18 protein-coding genes and 1 pseudogene are annotated in these 16,313 nt (G+C 61.6%); 5 read left to right on the forward strand and 14 right to left on the reverse strand.

Features of this window, described 5'->3' with window-relative positions:
• Positions 1 to 17 precede the first annotated feature (17 nt).
• Positions 18 to 1,325, reverse strand: a complete 1,308-nt coding sequence (locus tag Q0030_RS00820) for an FAD-dependent oxidoreductase (RefSeq protein WP_298362093.1) — start codon at positions 1,323 to 1,325, stop codon at positions 18 to 20.
• 123 nt (positions 1,326 to 1,448) lie between these two features.
• On the opposite strand from Q0030_RS00820, the gene Q0030_RS00825 reads away from it, so the two are divergent.
• The 5 genes and pseudogenes from Q0030_RS00825 to Q0030_RS00845 form a co-directional block, all read left to right on the forward strand.
• Positions 1,449 to 1,940 carry a hypothetical protein gene (locus Q0030_RS00825; protein ID WP_298362096.1) on the forward strand — a complete coding sequence of 164 codons (492 nt, stop codon included), beginning with the start codon at positions 1,449 to 1,451 and terminating at the stop codon, positions 1,938 to 1,940.
• Positions 1,940 to 2,833, forward strand: a complete 894-nt coding sequence (locus Q0030_RS00830) for a VOC family protein (protein ID WP_298362099.1) — start codon at positions 1,940 to 1,942, stop codon at positions 2,831 to 2,833. Before Q0030_RS00825 ends, Q0030_RS00830 begins: the two co-directional genes overlap by 1 nt.
• Before the next feature lie 40 nt (positions 2,834 to 2,873).
• Positions 2,874 to 3,728, forward strand: coding sequence for a VOC family protein (locus Q0030_RS00835; protein WP_298362101.1), 855 nt, complete (start codon positions 2,874 to 2,876; stop codon positions 3,726 to 3,728).
• Between the two features lie 15 nt (positions 3,729 to 3,743).
• Positions 3,744 to 4,772, forward strand: a complete 1,029-nt coding sequence (locus tag Q0030_RS00840; protein WP_298279806.1) for an amidohydrolase family protein — start codon at positions 3,744 to 3,746, stop codon at positions 4,770 to 4,772.
• A 37-nt stretch (positions 4,773 to 4,809) separates the two neighbouring features.
• Positions 4,810 to 5,092, forward strand: a pseudogene (locus Q0030_RS00845) (4-hydroxy-2-oxovalerate aldolase); the annotation flags it as partial.
• A gap of 302 nt (positions 5,093 to 5,394) precedes the next feature.
• On the opposite strand, the gene Q0030_RS00850 reads toward Q0030_RS00845, so the two are convergent.
• The 13 genes from Q0030_RS00850 to Q0030_RS00910 form a co-directional block, all read right to left on the reverse strand.
• Entirely contained in the window at positions 5,395 to 6,165 is a 771-nt protein-coding gene (locus tag Q0030_RS00850; RefSeq protein WP_298362105.1) for an SDR family oxidoreductase, read from the reverse strand.
• 11 nt (positions 6,166 to 6,176) lie between these two features.
• The gene (locus Q0030_RS00855) at positions 6,177 to 7,049 is read right to left on the reverse strand and encodes an alpha/beta hydrolase (RefSeq protein WP_298362107.1); all 873 of its coding nucleotides are present in this window, start codon (positions 7,047 to 7,049) and stop codon (positions 6,177 to 6,179) included.
• Positions 7,050 to 7,246: 197 nt separating this feature from the next.
• Positions 7,247 to 7,405 (reverse strand): hypothetical protein, encoded by a 159-nt coding sequence (locus Q0030_RS00860; protein ID WP_298362110.1) that lies wholly within the window; start codon positions 7,403 to 7,405, stop codon positions 7,247 to 7,249.
• Between the two features lie 174 nt (positions 7,406 to 7,579).
• A complete protein-coding gene (locus Q0030_RS00865) occupies positions 7,580 to 8,029 on the reverse strand; it encodes an alpha/beta hydrolase (protein ID WP_298362113.1) in 450 nt (149 codons plus the stop codon).
• Positions 7,983 to 8,426, reverse strand: a complete 444-nt coding sequence (locus Q0030_RS00870; RefSeq protein WP_298362116.1) for an alpha/beta fold hydrolase — start codon at positions 8,424 to 8,426, stop codon at positions 7,983 to 7,985. The genes Q0030_RS00865 and Q0030_RS00870 overlap by 47 nt, the downstream gene beginning before the upstream one ends.
• A gap of 2 nt (positions 8,427 to 8,428) precedes the next feature.
• On the reverse strand, positions 8,429 to 9,415 hold the full coding sequence (locus Q0030_RS00875; RefSeq protein WP_298362119.1) for a VOC family protein: 987 nt from the start codon (positions 9,413 to 9,415) through the stop codon (positions 8,429 to 8,431).
• 228 nt (positions 9,416 to 9,643) lie between these two features.
• Positions 9,644 to 10,420, reverse strand: a complete 777-nt coding sequence (locus tag Q0030_RS00880) for a 1,6-dihydroxycyclohexa-2,4-diene-1-carboxylate dehydrogenase (protein WP_298362122.1) — start codon at positions 10,418 to 10,420, stop codon at positions 9,644 to 9,646.
• The gene (gene benC / locus Q0030_RS00885; RefSeq protein WP_298362125.1) at positions 10,420 to 11,448 is read right to left on the reverse strand and encodes a benzoate 1,2-dioxygenase electron transfer component BenC; all 1,029 of its coding nucleotides are present in this window, start codon (positions 11,446 to 11,448) and stop codon (positions 10,420 to 10,422) included. Before benC ends, Q0030_RS00880 begins: the two co-directional genes overlap by 1 nt.
• A 50-nt stretch (positions 11,449 to 11,498) precedes the next feature.
• Positions 11,499 to 12,026, reverse strand: a complete 528-nt coding sequence (gene benB / locus Q0030_RS00890; RefSeq protein WP_298362128.1) for a benzoate 1,2-dioxygenase small subunit — start codon at positions 12,024 to 12,026, stop codon at positions 11,499 to 11,501.
• A 5-nt stretch (positions 12,027 to 12,031) separates the two neighbouring features.
• Positions 12,032 to 13,420: a benzoate 1,2-dioxygenase large subunit gene (gene benA, locus Q0030_RS00895; RefSeq protein ID WP_298362131.1), complete on the reverse strand. Its 1,389-nt coding sequence runs from the start codon at positions 13,418 to 13,420 to the stop codon at positions 12,032 to 12,034.
• 56 nt (positions 13,421 to 13,476) lie between these two features.
• Positions 13,477 to 14,505, reverse strand: coding sequence for a 4-hydroxy-2-oxovalerate aldolase (gene dmpG, locus Q0030_RS00900; protein ID WP_298362134.1), 1,029 nt, complete (start codon positions 14,503 to 14,505; stop codon positions 13,477 to 13,479).
• Positions 14,505 to 15,452, reverse strand: a complete 948-nt coding sequence (locus Q0030_RS00905; protein ID WP_298362137.1) for an acetaldehyde dehydrogenase (acetylating) — start codon at positions 15,450 to 15,452, stop codon at positions 14,505 to 14,507. Before Q0030_RS00905 ends, dmpG begins: the two co-directional genes overlap by 1 nt.
• A gap of 3 nt (positions 15,453 to 15,455) precedes the next feature.
• A complete protein-coding gene (locus tag Q0030_RS00910) occupies positions 15,456 to 16,268 on the reverse strand; it encodes a fumarylacetoacetate hydrolase family protein (protein WP_298362140.1) in 813 nt (270 codons plus the stop codon).
• Positions 16,269 to 16,313 lie beyond the last annotated feature (45 nt).

The following is a 16,313-nucleotide window of genomic DNA, read 5'->3' on the forward strand; positions in this document are numbered from 1 at the left end:
TGTGCTGTCTGGCGTTTTCATGCAACCAGTTTCCTGAGATCAGTCGTGGGGTCGGCGAGAACCTCGGGGGCGAGGTGCGGACGGCTGCGGACCAGGCGGCGCAAACCGGCCATTTCGCGCGGTGCATTCAGTGTCACGCCGCCGACCACGCGGCCTTCGCGCAGCGCCACCATCACCGCCTTGTGCGGTTCGGGATCGCCGCGCAGGACGGTTTCGCTCCCGAGCGCATCGCCGACCACCTGCAGGTTCAAATCGTGCTGGTCCGACCAGAACCATGGCGCTTGATTATGGCTGGCTTCGCCCCCGGCAATCACGCGTGCAGCGACTTCTGCCTGCGCGTTCGCGTTCGCCCATGTTTCGATCCGCATCCAGCGTCCGTGCCATGGGCTGTACTGCACCGCTACGTCGCCAGCGGCGAACGCGAAGGGTAGGGCGGTGCGTCCCTGAGGGTCGACCCGGATCCCATCGGCATCTGCGATCCCGAGGCCACAGACCGCCTCGACTTCAGGTTCGACACCGATCCCGACGACCACTGCGTCGGCGGCAAGCGTGTTTCCGTTCGAAAGGCATACAGCGCCTTGCTGCGTCCCGGTCACGGTCGTGCCGTACACAAAGGCAACACCCGCTGCCCTGTGCCGGGCTTCGACCAATTCTGCAATGGGGCAGGGAAGAGCGCGAGCAAGCAGGCTTGATGCAGCTTCGACCACGGTGACCATGGCGCCACGTTGCGCGGCGGCTGCGGCGACCTCGAGCCCGATGACGCCGCCGCCGACGATGGCGATGCGAGCGTCCTTGCGAAGACTGCGGCGTAGCGCAAGCGAGTCGGCCGCCGTGCGCAGATAGTGGACCGGGATATCGGTCGTCTCAAGTGCGGCGAGCCGGCGCGGCTTTGTGCCGGTGGCGATCAGTACCTGGTCGAAGCCGATGGTCTTACCGTTTGCCAGAACGAGTTGGCGCGTATCGGCCTCGACGCGCCTAACCGCGATAGAAAGGCTAACGGCAATATCGAGATCGCGCCATTCCTGCCGTTTCTTGATGAGGGCAGGTTCGGTGGCGTCGGCCAGCAGGAATTCCTTGGAAAGCTGCGGGCGTTCGTAGGGCAGCAGGTCTTCGTCGCCGAACAAGCCGATCGAGGTCTCGAAACCGGCGTTGCGCATTGCGATCGCGGCTCGAGCCCCGGCCTGGCCGGCGCCCACAATTGCGCATGAGACTCGATCGATCGCATCCGCCATCTGTCCGATGTTCCTCCCGTTCGCGGTCGCCATGCTTGGAAATGACGGCATCGCGTAGTTCTTTGTTTTTCGCCTCCCGCTGCGCTGGTCCATCAGCCGGTCGGCTGACGATTAAATAAAACAGTCCATCCTGCTTGTAAATGTTTTTTTATCTGGTAGTTTCTCGCGACATCATGGAGCGCGGACCAATCCGCGAGCATTGGGAGGAATGGCGCGGTGAACTGCTTTTCTTATGCGCAGGGGTGTCTGCTCGCCCCATTGCCGCCGCGCACACCCGAGCGCGCGGATCCCCAAGTCCCCGAGGACCATCGTCTCGGAGCCGTGAAATACGGCCGGGTAGGAGCGTTCTATTTTTATGAATTGGGAACTGGGGACGCCGCCTTCGGCATATTTGACATCGAAATGTCGGTGCAGAAGCTAGGTCGCGGTCGCGTGCGCGTCGAGGCCTATGCGATTGGCGACGGGCTTCAGAGCTGTGCCGGCACCAGTTCGAGTTCTCCCCTCGCGCTGCAGCTTCGCGCCGGAACGGAGATCCTCGCCGAGGTGGAATGGCGCTACGGCGCCGTCCTGTGCGGTTGCAATGATCCGCTGAGTCTGATGGCCGACATCCAGATGAGCGACGAGGATTTTGAACGAATTGACATGATCGTCCTGCCGGCCGTGGATGGTAACGCCGAGCCCTGTAACCTGGTCGGAGGAGGCGTGTGATGGGCAATTACGCCGCAGGCGTCTCCGTCAACGACATCGCCGAGATCGGCTACATCCGGGTGGCAACCGGAGTGCCGGCGGCCCATGCAGCATTTGCCCGCGATATCGTTGGGCTGCCGTCACTTCCTGACAGCAATGGCGAAGCTTGGTTCCGCACTGACATCCGCCGCCGCACGCTCGTTTTCTCGCCGCATCCGGGAGAGGAGACGGCCATCGGCATCGCCTACCGCAAACCGGAAGATCTGGAGGCGGTGGCCGAGCGGCTGGCGCAGGCGGGAACGCAGACCGAGAAGCTCGACCGCGTAGCCTGCGACCTCCTTTGGGTGCGCGCGGCCTATCGGCTGCGCGATCCTTCCGGCAATCTCCTGCACCTCATCTCATCTCCGCAGCACAGCGGCGTCCGCTTCTTTCCGGTGCGCGACAACGGAGTCACCGGGCTGGCGGGGGTTGCCCTGTGCAGTCTCGACACGCGGCGCGACGTGCATTTCTGGACGGCGCTGCTCGGCTTCGAATTGCGCGACTGGCTGGGCGATGTCGCCTGTATCGGGACGGATACATTGCATCACCGGATCACCCTTTATCCGTCGGACCGGCCGGGGCTGCGGGGCTTCGACCTGACGGTGGAGGATATCGATCTAATCATGCAGAACTGGTACTTCCTGCAGCAGCACCAGGTTCGCATCATGCACGGTCCCGGCCGCGAACCGGCCTCGCGATCCATCTTCATCCGGTTCGAAGGAGCGGAAGGACTGCACTGGGGGCTCGTCACCGATACTGCCCGCATCGATCCCGCGAACCATCATGCCCGCCAGTTCGCCCCCGACATGACATCACTTTGCAACTGGGGATCCGAGCCTTCGGAAACGGCTGAGCTCAAGATCAAGCAATCCTGACCGCCGCGCGATACCAGCGAAAGACAAGGAGAATCGGGCCATGATCAAACTCAAGGATGTGAGTTACGTGCGTCTGGGAACGCGTGACCTGGAGGATGCGCAGACCTTCGCCACCGATTGTCTTGGGCTTGAGGTCGGCGAACAGGCGCGCCACGCCACCTATTTCCGTTCCGACGATCGCGGACACACATTGTGCTACTTTGACGGGGACCCGTCCGATCAGGCGGTCGGATTTGAGGTCACCGATCTCGACGAGCTTCGCCGGGCCGCCGGCACGCTGTCGGACATGGGCTATGCCGTGCATTCGGGCACGGCGTCGGAGTGTCAGCTCAGACGGGTGAACGCGTTCATCGGCTTCAAAGACCCGACCGGGAATCGCATCGAACTCGTGGTCGGCCCGGAGCGTAGCGGAAAACGCTATTTCGCGGCCCGCGACGCCGGAATAACCGGCTTCAGCCATGTCGGACTCTATTCGACCGATCCGGTGCGCGACGAGACATTCTGGACGCAAGTCTGCAATGCCCGCGTCTCGGATCGCATCGGCGACATTCCGCTGATGCGGGTGAACGAGATTCATCACACGATCGCATTGCTGGCTTCCGACACGGCGGGCATTCAGCACATCAACCACCAGGTGGAGGAAAGCGATGACGTGCTTCGCTCCTATTATTTCCTTTCAGGGCGAAACGTCGACATCGTCTTCGGCCCAGGCAGGCATCCCACTTCCGGCGCCCGGTTCCTCTATTTCCGCGGGCCTGACGGAATGGTGTTCGAATATTCCGTCGGCGTCGATGCGATCGAGAACGAGGACGTCTATGAGCCGCGCAGTTTCGGTTTCGAGCCGACCAGTCTCTGCAAATGGGGCTCGCGCCCCGCGCCAGCGTTTCGGCGCTGAAAGTTGCTCTGTACCATGAGGACGCGTTCCGTAGCCAGGGTCGTCGATTTCCACACACATGTCGTTCCGCCGGCGCTTCCCGCTGCGCCCGGCGACGAACCGCGCTGGCCCGCCATCGAGCGGACGGCGGAGGACGTCGCCGATGTGACCCTTGCCGGCAAGCAGTTTCGCCGGATCGACAGCCGGAGCTGGGATGCGGCGCGGCGTATTGCGGACATGGATGCCGTCGGCATCGACATCCAGGTTCTATCGCCGATGCCCGAACTGCTGTCCTACTGGTTCGCACCGGATAATGGAGGCCGGTTCTGCGACGCGGTCAACGCGGACACGCAGAAGCTCGTCGAGGCAGTGCCGGACCGCTTCCTGGCCCTCGGCATGGCGCCCTTGCAAGAACCGGAGCTGGCCGCGGAGATGGTGCACGACCTGGCAGCACGCGGTTTCATCGGTGTCGAGATCGGAACGCATGTGAACGGTCGCCCGCTGGGCGACCCGGCTTTCGATCCTTTCTGGGTCGCCTGCCGCGACAGGGGAATGATGGTCATGGTCCACGCCCTGCACCCTGCGGGGCTAGAGCGTATCGGGGGCGCAGCGGATGCCGCCGTCACGGTGTTTCCGGTCGAAACCTCGTTCGCCGCCCTCTCGCTGCTTCTTGCTGGCGTGCCGGAGCGTTTCGAGGGGCTCGATATTCTGTTGAGTCATGGCGGTGGTGCCTTGCCGCTGCTACTCCCGCGCTTGGAACGGGCGAGGGAGATGGGCCTGAAACACACTGAGCATCTGTCTAGTTCGGCCTTGCACATGGCTCGGGCGTTCCTCATGGATTCTATCGTCTACGATCACCGCACATTGCGATACGTCGCGGACATGATGGGACCGCACTCGCTGGTGATGGGTTCGGATTACCCCTTCGCCGTCATGCAGCCGGATCCTGCCGGTTTCGTGCGCCAGGCGCTCGCCGAACAGGCATCTTCGGTGCTTTCGGGATCCGGGCGGATCGCGGCCCTTCGCCGACTTTCCAACTCCAGCAATCAGGCCGTGAATCAATGACTTCAGAGGCTTCGTCCGCTGACGCGGCCGACGATTTTACATCACGGATTCCGCCGGCGCACTGCTGCCCTCGCAATGCAGCGAGCGGGTGAAGACATTCGGTGCGCCGAGACGGAGGTCGGCGTCCATACGTACCATAACCTTATGCTCGGTGTCGCCAATGCGGTCGCGGGCATCAAGGCTGGCGCCGTGCGCGTCGATGCGCCGCTCGCCGGTGAGGGGGCGGGCGCCGGCAATGCGCCGATCAAGGCGCTGATGACGGTGCTCGACCGGATCGGTTCGATACCGGTTGCAATCTGCACATGCTGATGGACGCGGCCTTACGTACGTAGTAGCCGCCACCGACTCTTGACATCGAGCGCCGGGCCCGACAGCGGTGGTGGATGCTACATACATGAGGCCGGAGACACTCCGATCGACCGAATGTGCCAGCGGACCGATAAAACACTGCAATGGGCAGCCGTCGGTGATGCTTACGACGCCACGAACGAGCGGATCCAAGTCCGGCGTTAGGCCGTTGACATAGCGTCACGGGCGTTGAAATGATGTCTATGGACGGCACATTGTTGGCGATCATTGACCCGGACGCGGGCCAGAAGCAGTGCCGGCATCGTTCCCCCCTTCAGTTCGCCACAACTAGGCCGCCGTCGTACAGGATCTGCTGGCCGGAGACGTAGTCGTTCTCTTCCGACAGCAGGAAGGCTGCAAGCCGCGCATAGCCCTCAGGCGTGCCGTAGCGGCGCAGCGGGATCGTCGCCAGCGTGCGGGCTCGAATTTCCTCCACCCCCACATTCTCCTGCCGGGCATAGGAGTCGTTCCAGTCGCGGATGCGGTCGGTCTCGACATAGCCGGGCGCCAGCGCGTTCACCAGGATTCCCCCCTCGGGCCCCAGTTCCAGCGCTGCGGTCTTGAGGGCGTTGACCAGCGCCGCGCGCAGCGCGTTCGACAGGCCGATGCCCGCCCAGGGGGCCTTGACCGTGAAGGACGAGATCGCCAGCACCCGTCCGCCGGCGGCAGCCTGCATCTGCGGCACGAGCGCCCGCATCACCCGCAGCGGCCCCACGACCATGGTCTCGAAGGCGCCCGACCAGTCCTCGTCCGTCAATGCCATCATCGGCTTGACGGGTGGGCCACCGTGGTTGAGCAAAAGGGCCCGCGCTCCGCCCATCTCCTGCGCCGCCGCCGCGAGGCGCGCGGCCAGGTCAGGCTCGGCGATGCTGCCCGCCACTGCTTCGACCCGCACTCCGAAGGCGCTGCGGATCTCATCCGCCGCGACTTCGGGCCGGCGCGAGGACAGCACCAGATCATGGCCGCGCCGCGCCATTTCGCGCGCCGTGGCGAGACCCATCCCCGAGCTTGCCCCGGTCACGACGGCAACTTTCCGGTCCGACATCGCAGCCGCCCTCAGATCCGGCCGTCGAAGAATTCGGCGATCAGGGTGTTGAAACTGTCCTTGTGCTCGACCTGGGTCCAGTGACTGCTGCGGTTGTAGAAATGTGCCTGCACCGGCCCGCCCAGTCGCTGCATCAGCGTCAGGCTGGTCTCGAGCGGCACGATGGCATCCTCGATCCCATGGATCAACAGCACCGGATGGCGGATCATCCGCAAGCCGGCATCGGGCACTTCCAATGCCTCAAGCGCCTTCTCACGCGGTGCGGGGAACATGCTGGAAAAGGCAGCGCGGATCTCGGGCTGCATCGCCGCCTTGAAGCGGGCGGCGGCGATCTCGCCCAGCCGGTCGCCGAGGAAGGCGGGATCATAGGCGAACCATTGCATGGCGAGGCGCATCAGATCTTCCGAAGGACTGTCGTAGAAGCCCCAGATCAGATCAAGCTCGCGGGTCAGACGGCAGGGCACGCCGACCGGACCCATCAGGGCGATGCGGTCGAACAGATCCGGCGCGCGCAGCGCGGCATGAAGCGCAAGGGCACCGCCCAGCGAGTTGCCGACGAGATGCACCCGGCCGAGGCCCAGCTTCCGCACCAGCGTGACGATTTGCGCAACCCAGACCTCCAGCCATTCGGCGGTTTTCTTCGGCATGGCGTCCGGCACCGGGCTGCCGCCGTAGCCGCACAGATCCATAGCGAGACAATGAAACCGCCCGCCCAATTCGGGCATCAGATATTGCCAATTCGACCAGCCCGTCGCCCCCGGGCCGGAGCCGTGGATCAGAAGCATCGCCGGCAGGGTGGGGGAGCCCGAGCGGCGCAGGAACGTCGTGAAAGCGTCGTGGACAATACCCTCTTCGGTAGTGTCTGTCCGCGTCTGCATATTCATGTTTTGCTCCTGTCAACGCTGCCAACGATAAATAAATTGCTTTTCATCAGATCAAGACGACTGTTGCATTGTCTCTCGGCGCCTGCTGCATGTCGATTCCCTGCGGCGCGAGTTCGACGTCAGCATCTCGACGGTGCGCGAGGCGCTGTCGCGGCTACTCGCCTGTTCGCGATCTGCCGCAGCCCCGCAGCGCAGGTTCAGGTCTGCGCAAGCTTCTCGAGAAAATCCTCGCGCACCGGGTGGAAGACATCCGCGATCACCGCATCCTCGAGCGCGACCGCGCCGTGCTCCACCCCGCCGGGGATGTGCACCACCTCGCCCGGCCCGAGGATCGCGGTCTCGTCGCCCAGCGACATCCTCCACCCGGCCCGAAAAGACGATGGTCAACTGTTCGTGCGGATGCGAATGGCGCGGGGCGACCGACCCACCGGGAAGTTCGGCGCGCACGATCATCAGCTTGTCTCCGGCAAAGGGCCGCATCGTGATCGGGCCCATGGAAAAGCTGGCAAGCGTTTCGAGCGATGCATGCTTCACCTCGTCGTCTCCTGTGAAAGAAACCGCGCGACCTCGGCATGGAACAGATCCGCACATTCGATCTGCACCCAATGGCTGCATTTCGGCACGGCCAAGAGCGTCGCGTCGGGTAGGTGGTCGATCAGGTGGACCGAACCGGACAGCGGCACGACGCGATCCTGGATCCCGTGCAGGATCAGGATCTTGTGTGCGATCCGTTCGAGCAGCGTCGGGGGCAGGATCAGCTCGAGGACCGCCACGTCGAAGGGTTCGGGGAACATGGCCGCAAAGGTGCGTGCCACCTCGAGCCGGGTGGCTGCGGCGACCCGCGATTCGGTGATGCCGTCGAGCCGGTCGGCAATGAAGCCCTCGTCATAGGCTAACATGCGGATCGCCGACTTCATCGCCGCCGCCGTGGGATCACGATAGAAGCCCCAGATGCGTGCCAGTTCCGGCGTGGCCGGCATCGGCGCGCCCGCGGGGCCCATCAGCACCGCCCGGCCGAAGCCGTTCGGGCCGCTCGCCCAGAAGGTTCAGCGCGATCGCCCCGCCCAGCGAATTGCCCACCAGATGCGCCTTGTCGATGTTCAGCGCATCCAGAAGGCCGATCAGCTGATCGACCCAGAGCCGCATCCATTCCCGTGGGCCGCGAGGCGCCGGATCGGGATGGGTACTCTGATCGTAGCCTACCAGATCGGGTGCAAGGCACAGGAAACGGTCGCCGAGCGGCGGCAGAGCCAGCTGCCAGTTGGAATGGCCCCCGGCGCCCGGCCCGGAGCCATGAATGAACAACACTGCCTCGCCTGTGCCTTGACGGCACAGGCTGGTTTGGACGGCGCCTGTCTTGAGACGGGTACGCTCCATGGTTACTCCCTTCCGCGTACGCCGATGGTCGGCATGAAGGGGTGCTCGGGCTCTTTCGTCGGATCCATGCTGTCCCCATACCAGAACAGGCCGCGCTCAATCTCTTGCGCGTCCCATTTGATCGGCTCCCAGGCCGGATCGAAGATCAGGTAACCGCCGGCGAAGATTTCCAGGCGGATGCCGCTGGCCGGGTCGCGCAGATAGGTGTAGAATGCTTGGCTGATCCCGTGCTTGCCCGGCCCGAGATCGACCTTGATGCCATGTTCGGCGAAATGCTCCTGCGCGTTCAGGATCTCGGTCGGCTCTTCCAGCCAATAGGCGATGTGGTGATGGCGTGCGCCCTGGCTGTTGCCATCGAACATGAAGGCGGCATCGTGCACCAGCGGTGTCACACTCATCCAGGCGCCTAGCTTGAACTCGGGCAGCTGGATGAATTCGCGGACCTTGAAGCCGAGGTTGTCGCACATCCAGGCGATGGTCTCGTCGGGCGGGAAGCCGCCGCACCACAGGTTGATGTGGTCGATCCGCCGTGGCGAGATTCCGATCCCCTTGCGCGCGGTCTGGCTCTTTAGCGCCGAGCGAACTTCCTTGGGCGAAAGCGGGCGGGCCATGTTGTAATAGATCTCGATCGGATGGCCCGAGGTCGGCACGAAAAAGCGGATCGCCGCACCCTGCCCCGCCTCGGTGCCCGCCGGCACCTCCTCGACCGCGACGCCGAGGCCACGAAGATGGGCGGCGAAGGCATCCACGTCCTCGGGCCGCTTGGCCTTGAAGGCGACATGGTGCAGATGCGCTTCCTCACCCTGCTTGCCCCGTATCAGAACAAGGCTATGATGCTCGAACTCTTGGAAGGCGCGCAGATAGACGGCATCCGCGGTCCGTTCGGTTTCGATCAGACCGACGACGTCCTTCCAGAACCAGAGCGATTTCTCCAGATCAGGCACGACATAGGCTGCGTGACCAAACATAGCCACTTCGAGTTTCGACATTTGAGCGTATCTCCCTTGGTTTATATTGAACATGCATGCAACCTCTGGTAAGAAGCAACGGGCACTCGCGGCACTTCGCTCCATAATGCTCTGTCATTCCGATCAACATGGTCGAGCCTCTTAGGCCCCGCTATCGATCAAAGACACGCGGATCCGCAAATCTCCGCTTACCCGTTGCGCGACAGAACCCGTCCACACAGCCTCGTAGGCACAGCGGTTCGAGTGAGGTCAAGAAGGATGCCCCCCAGCCACTGGCAGCGTGACGCCGGTGATGTAGGAAGCGTCATCGGAGGCCAGAAATAGAATCGCGCCAGCTTGCTCATCAAGCGTTCCGAGACGCTTCATCATGCTCATCTCGACAGCTTCCTTGTAAATGTCCTGCAACCAAATCCTCTCTTGCTCAGTCGACTCGGCTTTATTCCGGGGAATCACCCTTTCCGGCGCACTGATCCCGCCTGGCGCAACAGCGACGACTCGCACGCCCTGCTCAGCCACTTCGAGCGCGAGGCAGGTGGTGATTGCATTCACTCCACCTTTTGCGGCTCCGTAAGGGACTCGCTTCGTCGCTCGCGTTGCGCAAGAAGAGACATTCACGATGACGCCGCTCTTACGTTCGATCATGCTTGGAACCGCTGCACGACAGCACCAAAGCGTGGGGAAGAGGGAACGTCGGATCTCAGCCTCGATCTCATCGGGCTCGTAATAGACGTAGGGTTTCGCCCAAATCGTCCCGCCGACGTTGTTTACGAGAACATCGATGCGACCATAACGCTTCAGTGCCTCAGCCATGACCTGCTCGCTACCGTCCCAGGTTTCGAGATCAGCCAGGAAATGCATTGCCTCTCCCCCGGTGCTTCTGATCGATTTGGCAACGCTGCTCACATGTTCAGAACGATCGACCAGCAGCACCTTGGCTCCTTCGCTGGCAGCGCGCTCTGCAACGCGCCGCCCAACCCCTTGTGCTGCGCCGGTGACGACAAAAATCTTGTTGAGGAACCTGTTCATCACGCAACTTTCTCGGCTGTTCTAGCTGCGTCGGCCGGGTTGAACTTTTCAAAGTAGAAGTTGCTAGGACTGATCCCGAGCTTAGCTATGTGATCGCGCACGGCCTCGACCATCGGCGGTGGACCGCAGAGGTACACATCCACGTCGCCCAAGTTTAAATCATCCGCTACGACGTGGTCGGTGACAAAGCCCCTACGCGGGTGAGAGCTGGATGGATCCGCCACAATCGTCTCAAAGCTGAACCTCGGAAGCCGCTGCCTGAGCGCCTCCAGTCGCGACAGTTCCACAAGATCGCTGTCGCGCGTGACAGCGTAGTACATGCGAACAGACTGCTCGATGCCCTTTTCCGCAAGCTCCTCTAGGATCGAAAGAAACGGGGCAAGCCCTGTTCCTCCTGCGAGAAAAAGTAGGGGGCGCACGACCGGGCGCAGATAAAAGGCTCCCATCGGCCCGGTCAGTTCCATCGTGTCGCCGGGGACGGCGCGCTCCGCCAGATAGGTGCTCATGACACCACCGGGGAGATTGCGGATCAGGAAACTGACGGTCTCCGCTCCCGACGGCGAGGAAAACGAATAGGGTCGCTTATGCTCCGTTCCGGGAACGGAAACATTCACATATTGGCCCGACAAAAATTCGATCCTTTGCCGTAAGGCAAGATACAAGCTGAATGTCGTTTCCGACGCTGGCCTGACCTCTAAAACTTCGGCCTTGTAGACCTCCGCCGCCGTCTTGCAGGCAAGCGAGGTAGTCGGAACCTTTAGGACGCAGTCGGACGCAAGGGTCATCTGACAGGTCAGCACATATCTTTGTTGCTCTTCCTCGCAGGTCAACGCCTCATCGAGATGCGCACCTAGCTCGTAGTTGCCTTCCTCGCAAAAACACTTGCAGGTACCGCAAACGCCGTCTCTGCAGTCCATCGGAAGGTTGATCTTTTGCCGGAAAGCAGCGTCTGCCACGCATTCACCCGCGTAGCAGTCGATGACGCGCGTTATGCCATCCTCAAAATTGAGCGCTATCTTGTAAGACATGGTCTTCTCTGCAACGCGGCGAGTTCACGCGCTTGAATTTTCCGAGGGGACTACACGTGATAGACGTCGATCACGTGATGGATCTGATCGTTCTTGAGAATCACTTTCTTGTTGGTGATCAAAGGACGACCAGTTGCCATATCGATCGTGTAGAACGAAGTGCCCCAGAACGTGTCGGTCGTATTGTAACGGTAGCTGCAGGTGCACCAGTTGAAACGCACCTTAACCTCGCTACCTTGCCTCTCCACAACCTCAATATTGGAGATGTTATGCGAAGTTCGCGGCTCGGGCATGCTGGTGGCCGACGAACGGTCGGTCTTTATACGAAACACTCGATCTTCCAGACCCGAACGGGTCGGGTAATAGACCAGAGACATTTCCGTCTGTGGGTTTTCCGTCGGCTGGTCAAAGTCGTCCCAGGTCGGCATCCAGAACACTGCGTTTTGGTCATAGTAGGTCAGCCAGGTATCCCAGTCGCGGTCATCGAGGGCGCGCGCTTCCTTGAACAGGAAGGCTTGAATTTCCTCGTAGGTCATTGCGGCTTGCACAGGCGCAGTCTTCTCTTTGAGTGCGGTCATCGGCGTTACTCCCCAGCCGCGCGCAGCGGTTCGGCTTGCGCCAGCTCCTGATTGACGGCGGCATTCATGCGATGCAGCCAATCAGTATGCTGATCGACGAACAGACCTTCGTCTTCGACGCGCATGCCGCTCGACAGTGGGCGGATACCCATTTCCCGGGCTTCTTCATCTTGCCCTTCGATGCGGTGTTTCGCACCACGGCTGAGGTCGTTCCAAACCAGATCGCGCGCCTGATAGGCGATTTGGCACGAGCGGAATTCTTCCAGGTCGTCCGGCGTGGCCATGCCGGATGCGTTGAAAAAATCTTCATACTGGCGGATCCGCCGTGCGCGGGCTTCGGGACTTTCGCCTTTAGGCGCAACGCAGTAGATCGTGACTTCAGTCTTGTTCACCGCTACGGGGCGGAACACCCGGATCTGCGTGCTCATCTGATCCATGAGGAATACGTTGGGATAGATACAGAGGTTGCGGAAGACGCCGATCATCCAGTCGGCCCTCTTCTCACCAAACTTTTGCACAAGGTCGTCGCGTCGGTTGTAGAGCGGCCGGTTCTCGGGGGTTGAGGAATAAGTCCAAAGCAGGACGTGCCCGTTGTCGAAGCTCCAGTAGGAGCCCTTTTGCTTGGCCCAAGTACCGACGTTCACAGCCTTAATCTTGTCATCGGCCCTCTGCTGAACACGGCGACCAGTCGTAGCAACGTAGTTCCAGTGTACGGTGCTGACATGATAGCCGTCTGCGCCGTTCTCTGCTTGAAGCTTCCAGTTGCCGTCGTAAGTGTAGCTCGAAACGCCGCGCAACACTTCGAGCCCTTCTTCGGACTGGTTCACCATTAAGTCGATTATCTTGGCTGCATCGCCAAGATATTCTATCAAAGGTGGTACGCCAGGATTCAAGCTTCCGAATAGAAAACCGCGGTAACTTTCAAATCGGGCTACGCGCTTTAGGTCGTGACTGCCGCTATTGTTAAACTGATCAGGGTAGCCGGCTCCGTCAGCATCCTTTACTTTCAGCAGCTTGCCAGTGTTGGAGAAGCTCCAGCCATGAAAGGGGCAAGTGAAGGTCGAGCGATTCGCTCGCTTGAAGCGGCACAGTTGCGCGCCACGATGGCTGCATGAGTTGATCAGGCAGTGCAGCTGACCTTCCTTGTCGCGTGTGATGACGATCGGCTGTCGGCCGATATAGGTCGTGAAGTAATCATTCGCCTTCGGAATCTGGCTTTCGTGGGCAAGGAACACCCAATTCCCTTCGAAGATGTATTTCATCTCTAGTTCGAAGATTTCCGGGTCAGTAAATGCATCGCGGTGAATGCGAGACGTCCCTTTTTCCCGATCATGCTGCAACAGTCCGTCCAGGCGATGCGACAATGCGGCAAGCGCTGAATAATCGAGCATCATTATCTCCTCCACACGTTGCTTGTATTAGTTGTCAACCTAACAATCGACAGTGCGGGTCATTGGCTTGCGCGTGCCTGCATATCCAGCGCTACGTCGATAATCATGTCCTCTTGACCACCCACCATGCGACGACGGCCGAGCTCGGCGAGGATCTCGCGCGTGTCTACCCCGTAGATCTTCGAGGCGTTCTCCGCATGGCGCAGGAAGCTCGAATAGACTCCGGCGTAGCCTAGCGAGAGGCTCTCGCGGTCTACCCGCACTGGACGGTCCTGCAACGGGCGCACCAAGTCGTCGGCCGCGTCCATCAAGGCATAGAGGTCGCAGCCGGTGTCGATGCCCTTGCGGTTGAGCACGGCGATGAGCGCTTCCAGTGGCGCATTGCCGGCGCCGGCGCCCATGCCGGCAAGGGAGGCATCCACACGGACGGCGCCGGCCTCGATGCCGGCTATGGCGTTGGCCACGCCCATGGTGAGGTTGTGGTGGGTATGGACGCCGATCTCCGTCTCGGGCCGGAGCTCATCTCGGAGCATCTTGACGCGCAGCGTATAGTCCTCCGGCAAGAGGGCCCCGGCGGAATCCGTCACATAGATGCATTCAGAGCCGTAGCTCTCCATGAGTTTCGCCTGCTCGGCAAGGACCTCGGCCGGAATCATGTGGGCCATCATCAGGAAGCTCGCCGTGTCCATGCCCATCTTTCGGGCTACCTCGATGTGTTGGCGCGACACGTCGGCCTCCGTGCAATGCGTGCACACGCGCACCGAGCGGGCACCGGCTTCGTAGGCGTGCTTCAGGTCATGCACCGTGCCGATGCCCGGAATGAGCAACACCGTGACCACCGCATGCGTGCATTCCTCGGCCACCGCGGCGATCCATTCGGCGTCGTCGTGGGCGCCGAAGCCGTAGTTGAAGGTGGAGCCGCTGAGGCCGTCGCCGTGGCTGATCTCAATGGCGTCGACCATCGCCCGGTCGAGAGCACGGGCGATGGCCCGCGTCGTCTCCAGATCATACTGGTGGCGGATGGCGTGCATGCCGTCGCGCAGCGTGACGTCCTGGATATAGAGCTTGTCGGGATCGGTACGGGCCATCACGCGGCCTCCCTGGCGAGCACGCGGCCTACCCACCGATCGGCGGTGACGAGCGCGGCGGATGTCATGATGTCGAGGTTGCCGGCATAGGCCGGCAGATAATGGGCCGCGCCTTCGACCTCCAGCATGATGGTGGTTTTGAGTCCTTCGCACGGACCGATGCCGGGAATGCGCAGCGGCGCGTTGCCGCCGATGGATTCGAACTGCACCTTTTGCTTCAGCCGATAGCCGGGTACGTATTTCTGTACCGCCGCGGCCATCTCCGCAATGGACTCAGCGATGGCCTCGCGATCCCCGCCTTGAGAGAGGGTGAAGATTGTGTCGCGCATGATCAGCGGCGGCTCGGCAGGATTGAGGATGATCACCGCCTTGCCGCGCTCGGCCCCACCTAACACCTCGATGGCATTGGAAGTGGTCTCGGTGAACTCGTCGATGTTGGCGCGGGTCCCCGGACCGGCGGACTTCGAGGAGATGGAGGCGACGATCTCCGCATAGACGAGGCGCTTCGTTACCCGCTTCACCGCATAGACCATGGGGATGGTCGCCTGGCCACCGCAGGTGACCATGTTGACGTTCGGCTCGTCGAGATTGGCCTCCCCATTTATCACCGGGATGGTGAAGGGGCCGATGGCCGCCGGCGTCAGGTCGATGACCTTCTTGCCGTCCTTCTGAAGTAGCGCGTTGTTGTTCACATGCGCCTTGGCGGAGGTAGCGTCGAAGACGACCCGGATGTCCTTGTAGTTGGGCAGGTTTAGCAGCCCCTCAACGCCCTCGTGGGTAACCGGCACGTTGAGCCGCGCGGCGCGGGCGAGGCCGTCCGACTCGGGGTCGATGCCCACCATGGCGCCCATTTCGAGGTGTCGGGACGTGCGCATGATCTTGATCATGAGGTCCGTGCCGATATTGCCTGACCCGATTATCGCGCACTGAACTTTGGCATCTCGCATAACCTACTCCTTCGAGAAAGAAGCCCGTACGCCCCCGATTCCGTCGATTTGCACGTCGAACACATCGCCTGGCGTCACCGGAACCATGGGCCCGAGCGCGCCCGAGAGAACAGTGTCCCCCGCACGTAGTGGACGGCCCGTACGCGCCATGATCCGAGCCAGCCATAAGGCGGCATTCAGGGGGGATCCGAGACACGCGGCACCCGTGCCGGTACTTACCTTTAGCCCGGCCTTTTCCATCATCATTTCGCAACTGCGCAGGTCAAAGCCTCCTGCATCCAACCGCCGCGGCATCGAGCCCAGCACGTAAAGTCCGGAGGATGCATTGTCTGCTATCGTATCGCTGATCTTGATGTCCCAGTTGGCGATGCGCGAACCCACGATTTCTACAGCGGGCACGGCGTAAGCGATGGCCAGAAATAGATCCGCAAATGTAGGCTGATCACTCTCGATATCCCGTTCCAGCACGAACGCGATTTCGGCTTCCACCTTCGGCTGCATCAAATCCTTCAGAGAAATCTCTTCCCCATCGCTACGGGCCATATCGGCGAAAAGCATCCCATAATCGGGTTGATCCACGCCCAGCTGCTTTTGCACGGCCAGAGACGTTAAGCCGATCTTGCGACCCACCAAGCGACGACCAGCTTCCAGGGCCCGTTTTGTGTTGAGCTCTTGAACCTGGTACGCGACGTCAACATCGCAAGGGCCGATCATCTCACGCACAGGCGAAGCTGGGATACCTGTCCGCCCCGCCTCGAAAAGGCGATCGGCTGCCTGCCTAACCGCCTCCGAGGTCACTGTCGTCACAGTGTTCATTGGGGATCACTCCCGGCAGACACGTCCGTTACTTCGAAGCCCAAG

It is taken from the genome of uncultured Bradyrhizobium sp. (genome assembly GCF_947648125.1).
In the GTDB taxonomy this organism is placed as follows: Bacteria; Pseudomonadota; Alphaproteobacteria; order Rhizobiales; family Xanthobacteraceae; genus Bradyrhizobium.

What these genes read in the sequence shown, in the direction of transcription:
- Q0030_RS00850 (WP_298362105.1), bottom strand. Translation starts at nt 6,165, where the DNA reads ATGTCGGACCGGAAAGTTGCCGTCGTGACCGGGGCAAGCTCGGGGATG.
- Q0030_RS00910 (WP_298362140.1), bottom strand. Translation starts at nt 16,268, where the DNA reads ATGAACACTGTGACGACAGTGACCTCGGAGGCGGTTAGGCAGGCAGCC.
- Q0030_RS00905 (WP_298362137.1), bottom strand. Translation starts at nt 15,452, where the DNA reads ATGCGAGATGCCAAAGTTCAGTGCGCGATAATCGGGTCAGGCAATATC.
- Q0030_RS00865 (WP_298362113.1), bottom strand. Translation starts at nt 8,029, where the DNA reads ATGCCGGCCACGCCGGAACTGGCACGCATCTGGGGCTTCTATCGTGAT.
- benA (WP_298362131.1), bottom strand. Translation starts at nt 13,420, where the DNA reads ATGATGCTCGATTATTCAGCGCTTGCCGCATTGTCGCATCGCCTGGAC.
- benC (WP_298362125.1), bottom strand. Translation starts at nt 11,448, where the DNA reads ATGTCTTACAAGATAGCGCTCAATTTTGAGGATGGCATAACGCGCGTC.
- Q0030_RS00880 (WP_298362122.1), bottom strand. Translation starts at nt 10,420, where the DNA reads ATGAACAGGTTCCTCAACAAGATTTTTGTCGTCACCGGCGCAGCACAA.
- dmpG (WP_298362134.1), bottom strand. Translation starts at nt 14,505, where the DNA reads ATGGCCCGTACCGATCCCGACAAGCTCTATATCCAGGACGTCACGCTG.
- Q0030_RS00875 (WP_298362119.1), bottom strand. Translation starts at nt 9,415, where the DNA reads ATGTCGAAACTCGAAGTGGCTATGTTTGGTCACGCAGCCTATGTCGTG.
- Q0030_RS00840 (WP_298279806.1), top strand. Translation starts at nt 3,744, where the DNA reads ATGAGGACGCGTTCCGTAGCCAGGGTCGTCGATTTCCACACACATGTC.
- Q0030_RS00835 (WP_298362101.1), top strand. Translation starts at nt 2,874, where the DNA reads ATGATCAAACTCAAGGATGTGAGTTACGTGCGTCTGGGAACGCGTGAC.
- Q0030_RS00830 (WP_298362099.1), top strand. Translation starts at nt 1,940, where the DNA reads ATGGGCAATTACGCCGCAGGCGTCTCCGTCAACGACATCGCCGAGATC.
- Q0030_RS00870 (WP_298362116.1), bottom strand. Translation starts at nt 8,426, where the DNA reads ATGGAGCGTACCCGTCTCAAGACAGGCGCCGTCCAAACCAGCCTGTGC.
- Q0030_RS00860 (WP_298362110.1), bottom strand. Translation starts at nt 7,405, where the DNA reads ATGTCGCTGGGCGACGAGACCGCGATCCTCGGGCCGGGCGAGGTGGTG.
- Q0030_RS00820 (WP_298362093.1), bottom strand. Translation starts at nt 1,325, where the DNA reads ATGGACCAGCGCAGCGGGAGGCGAAAAACAAAGAACTACGCGATGCCG.
- benB (WP_298362128.1), bottom strand. Translation starts at nt 12,026, where the DNA reads ATGACCGCACTCAAAGAGAAGACTGCGCCTGTGCAAGCCGCAATGACC.
- Q0030_RS00855 (WP_298362107.1), bottom strand. Translation starts at nt 7,049, where the DNA reads ATGAATATGCAGACGCGGACAGACACTACCGAAGAGGGTATTGTCCAC.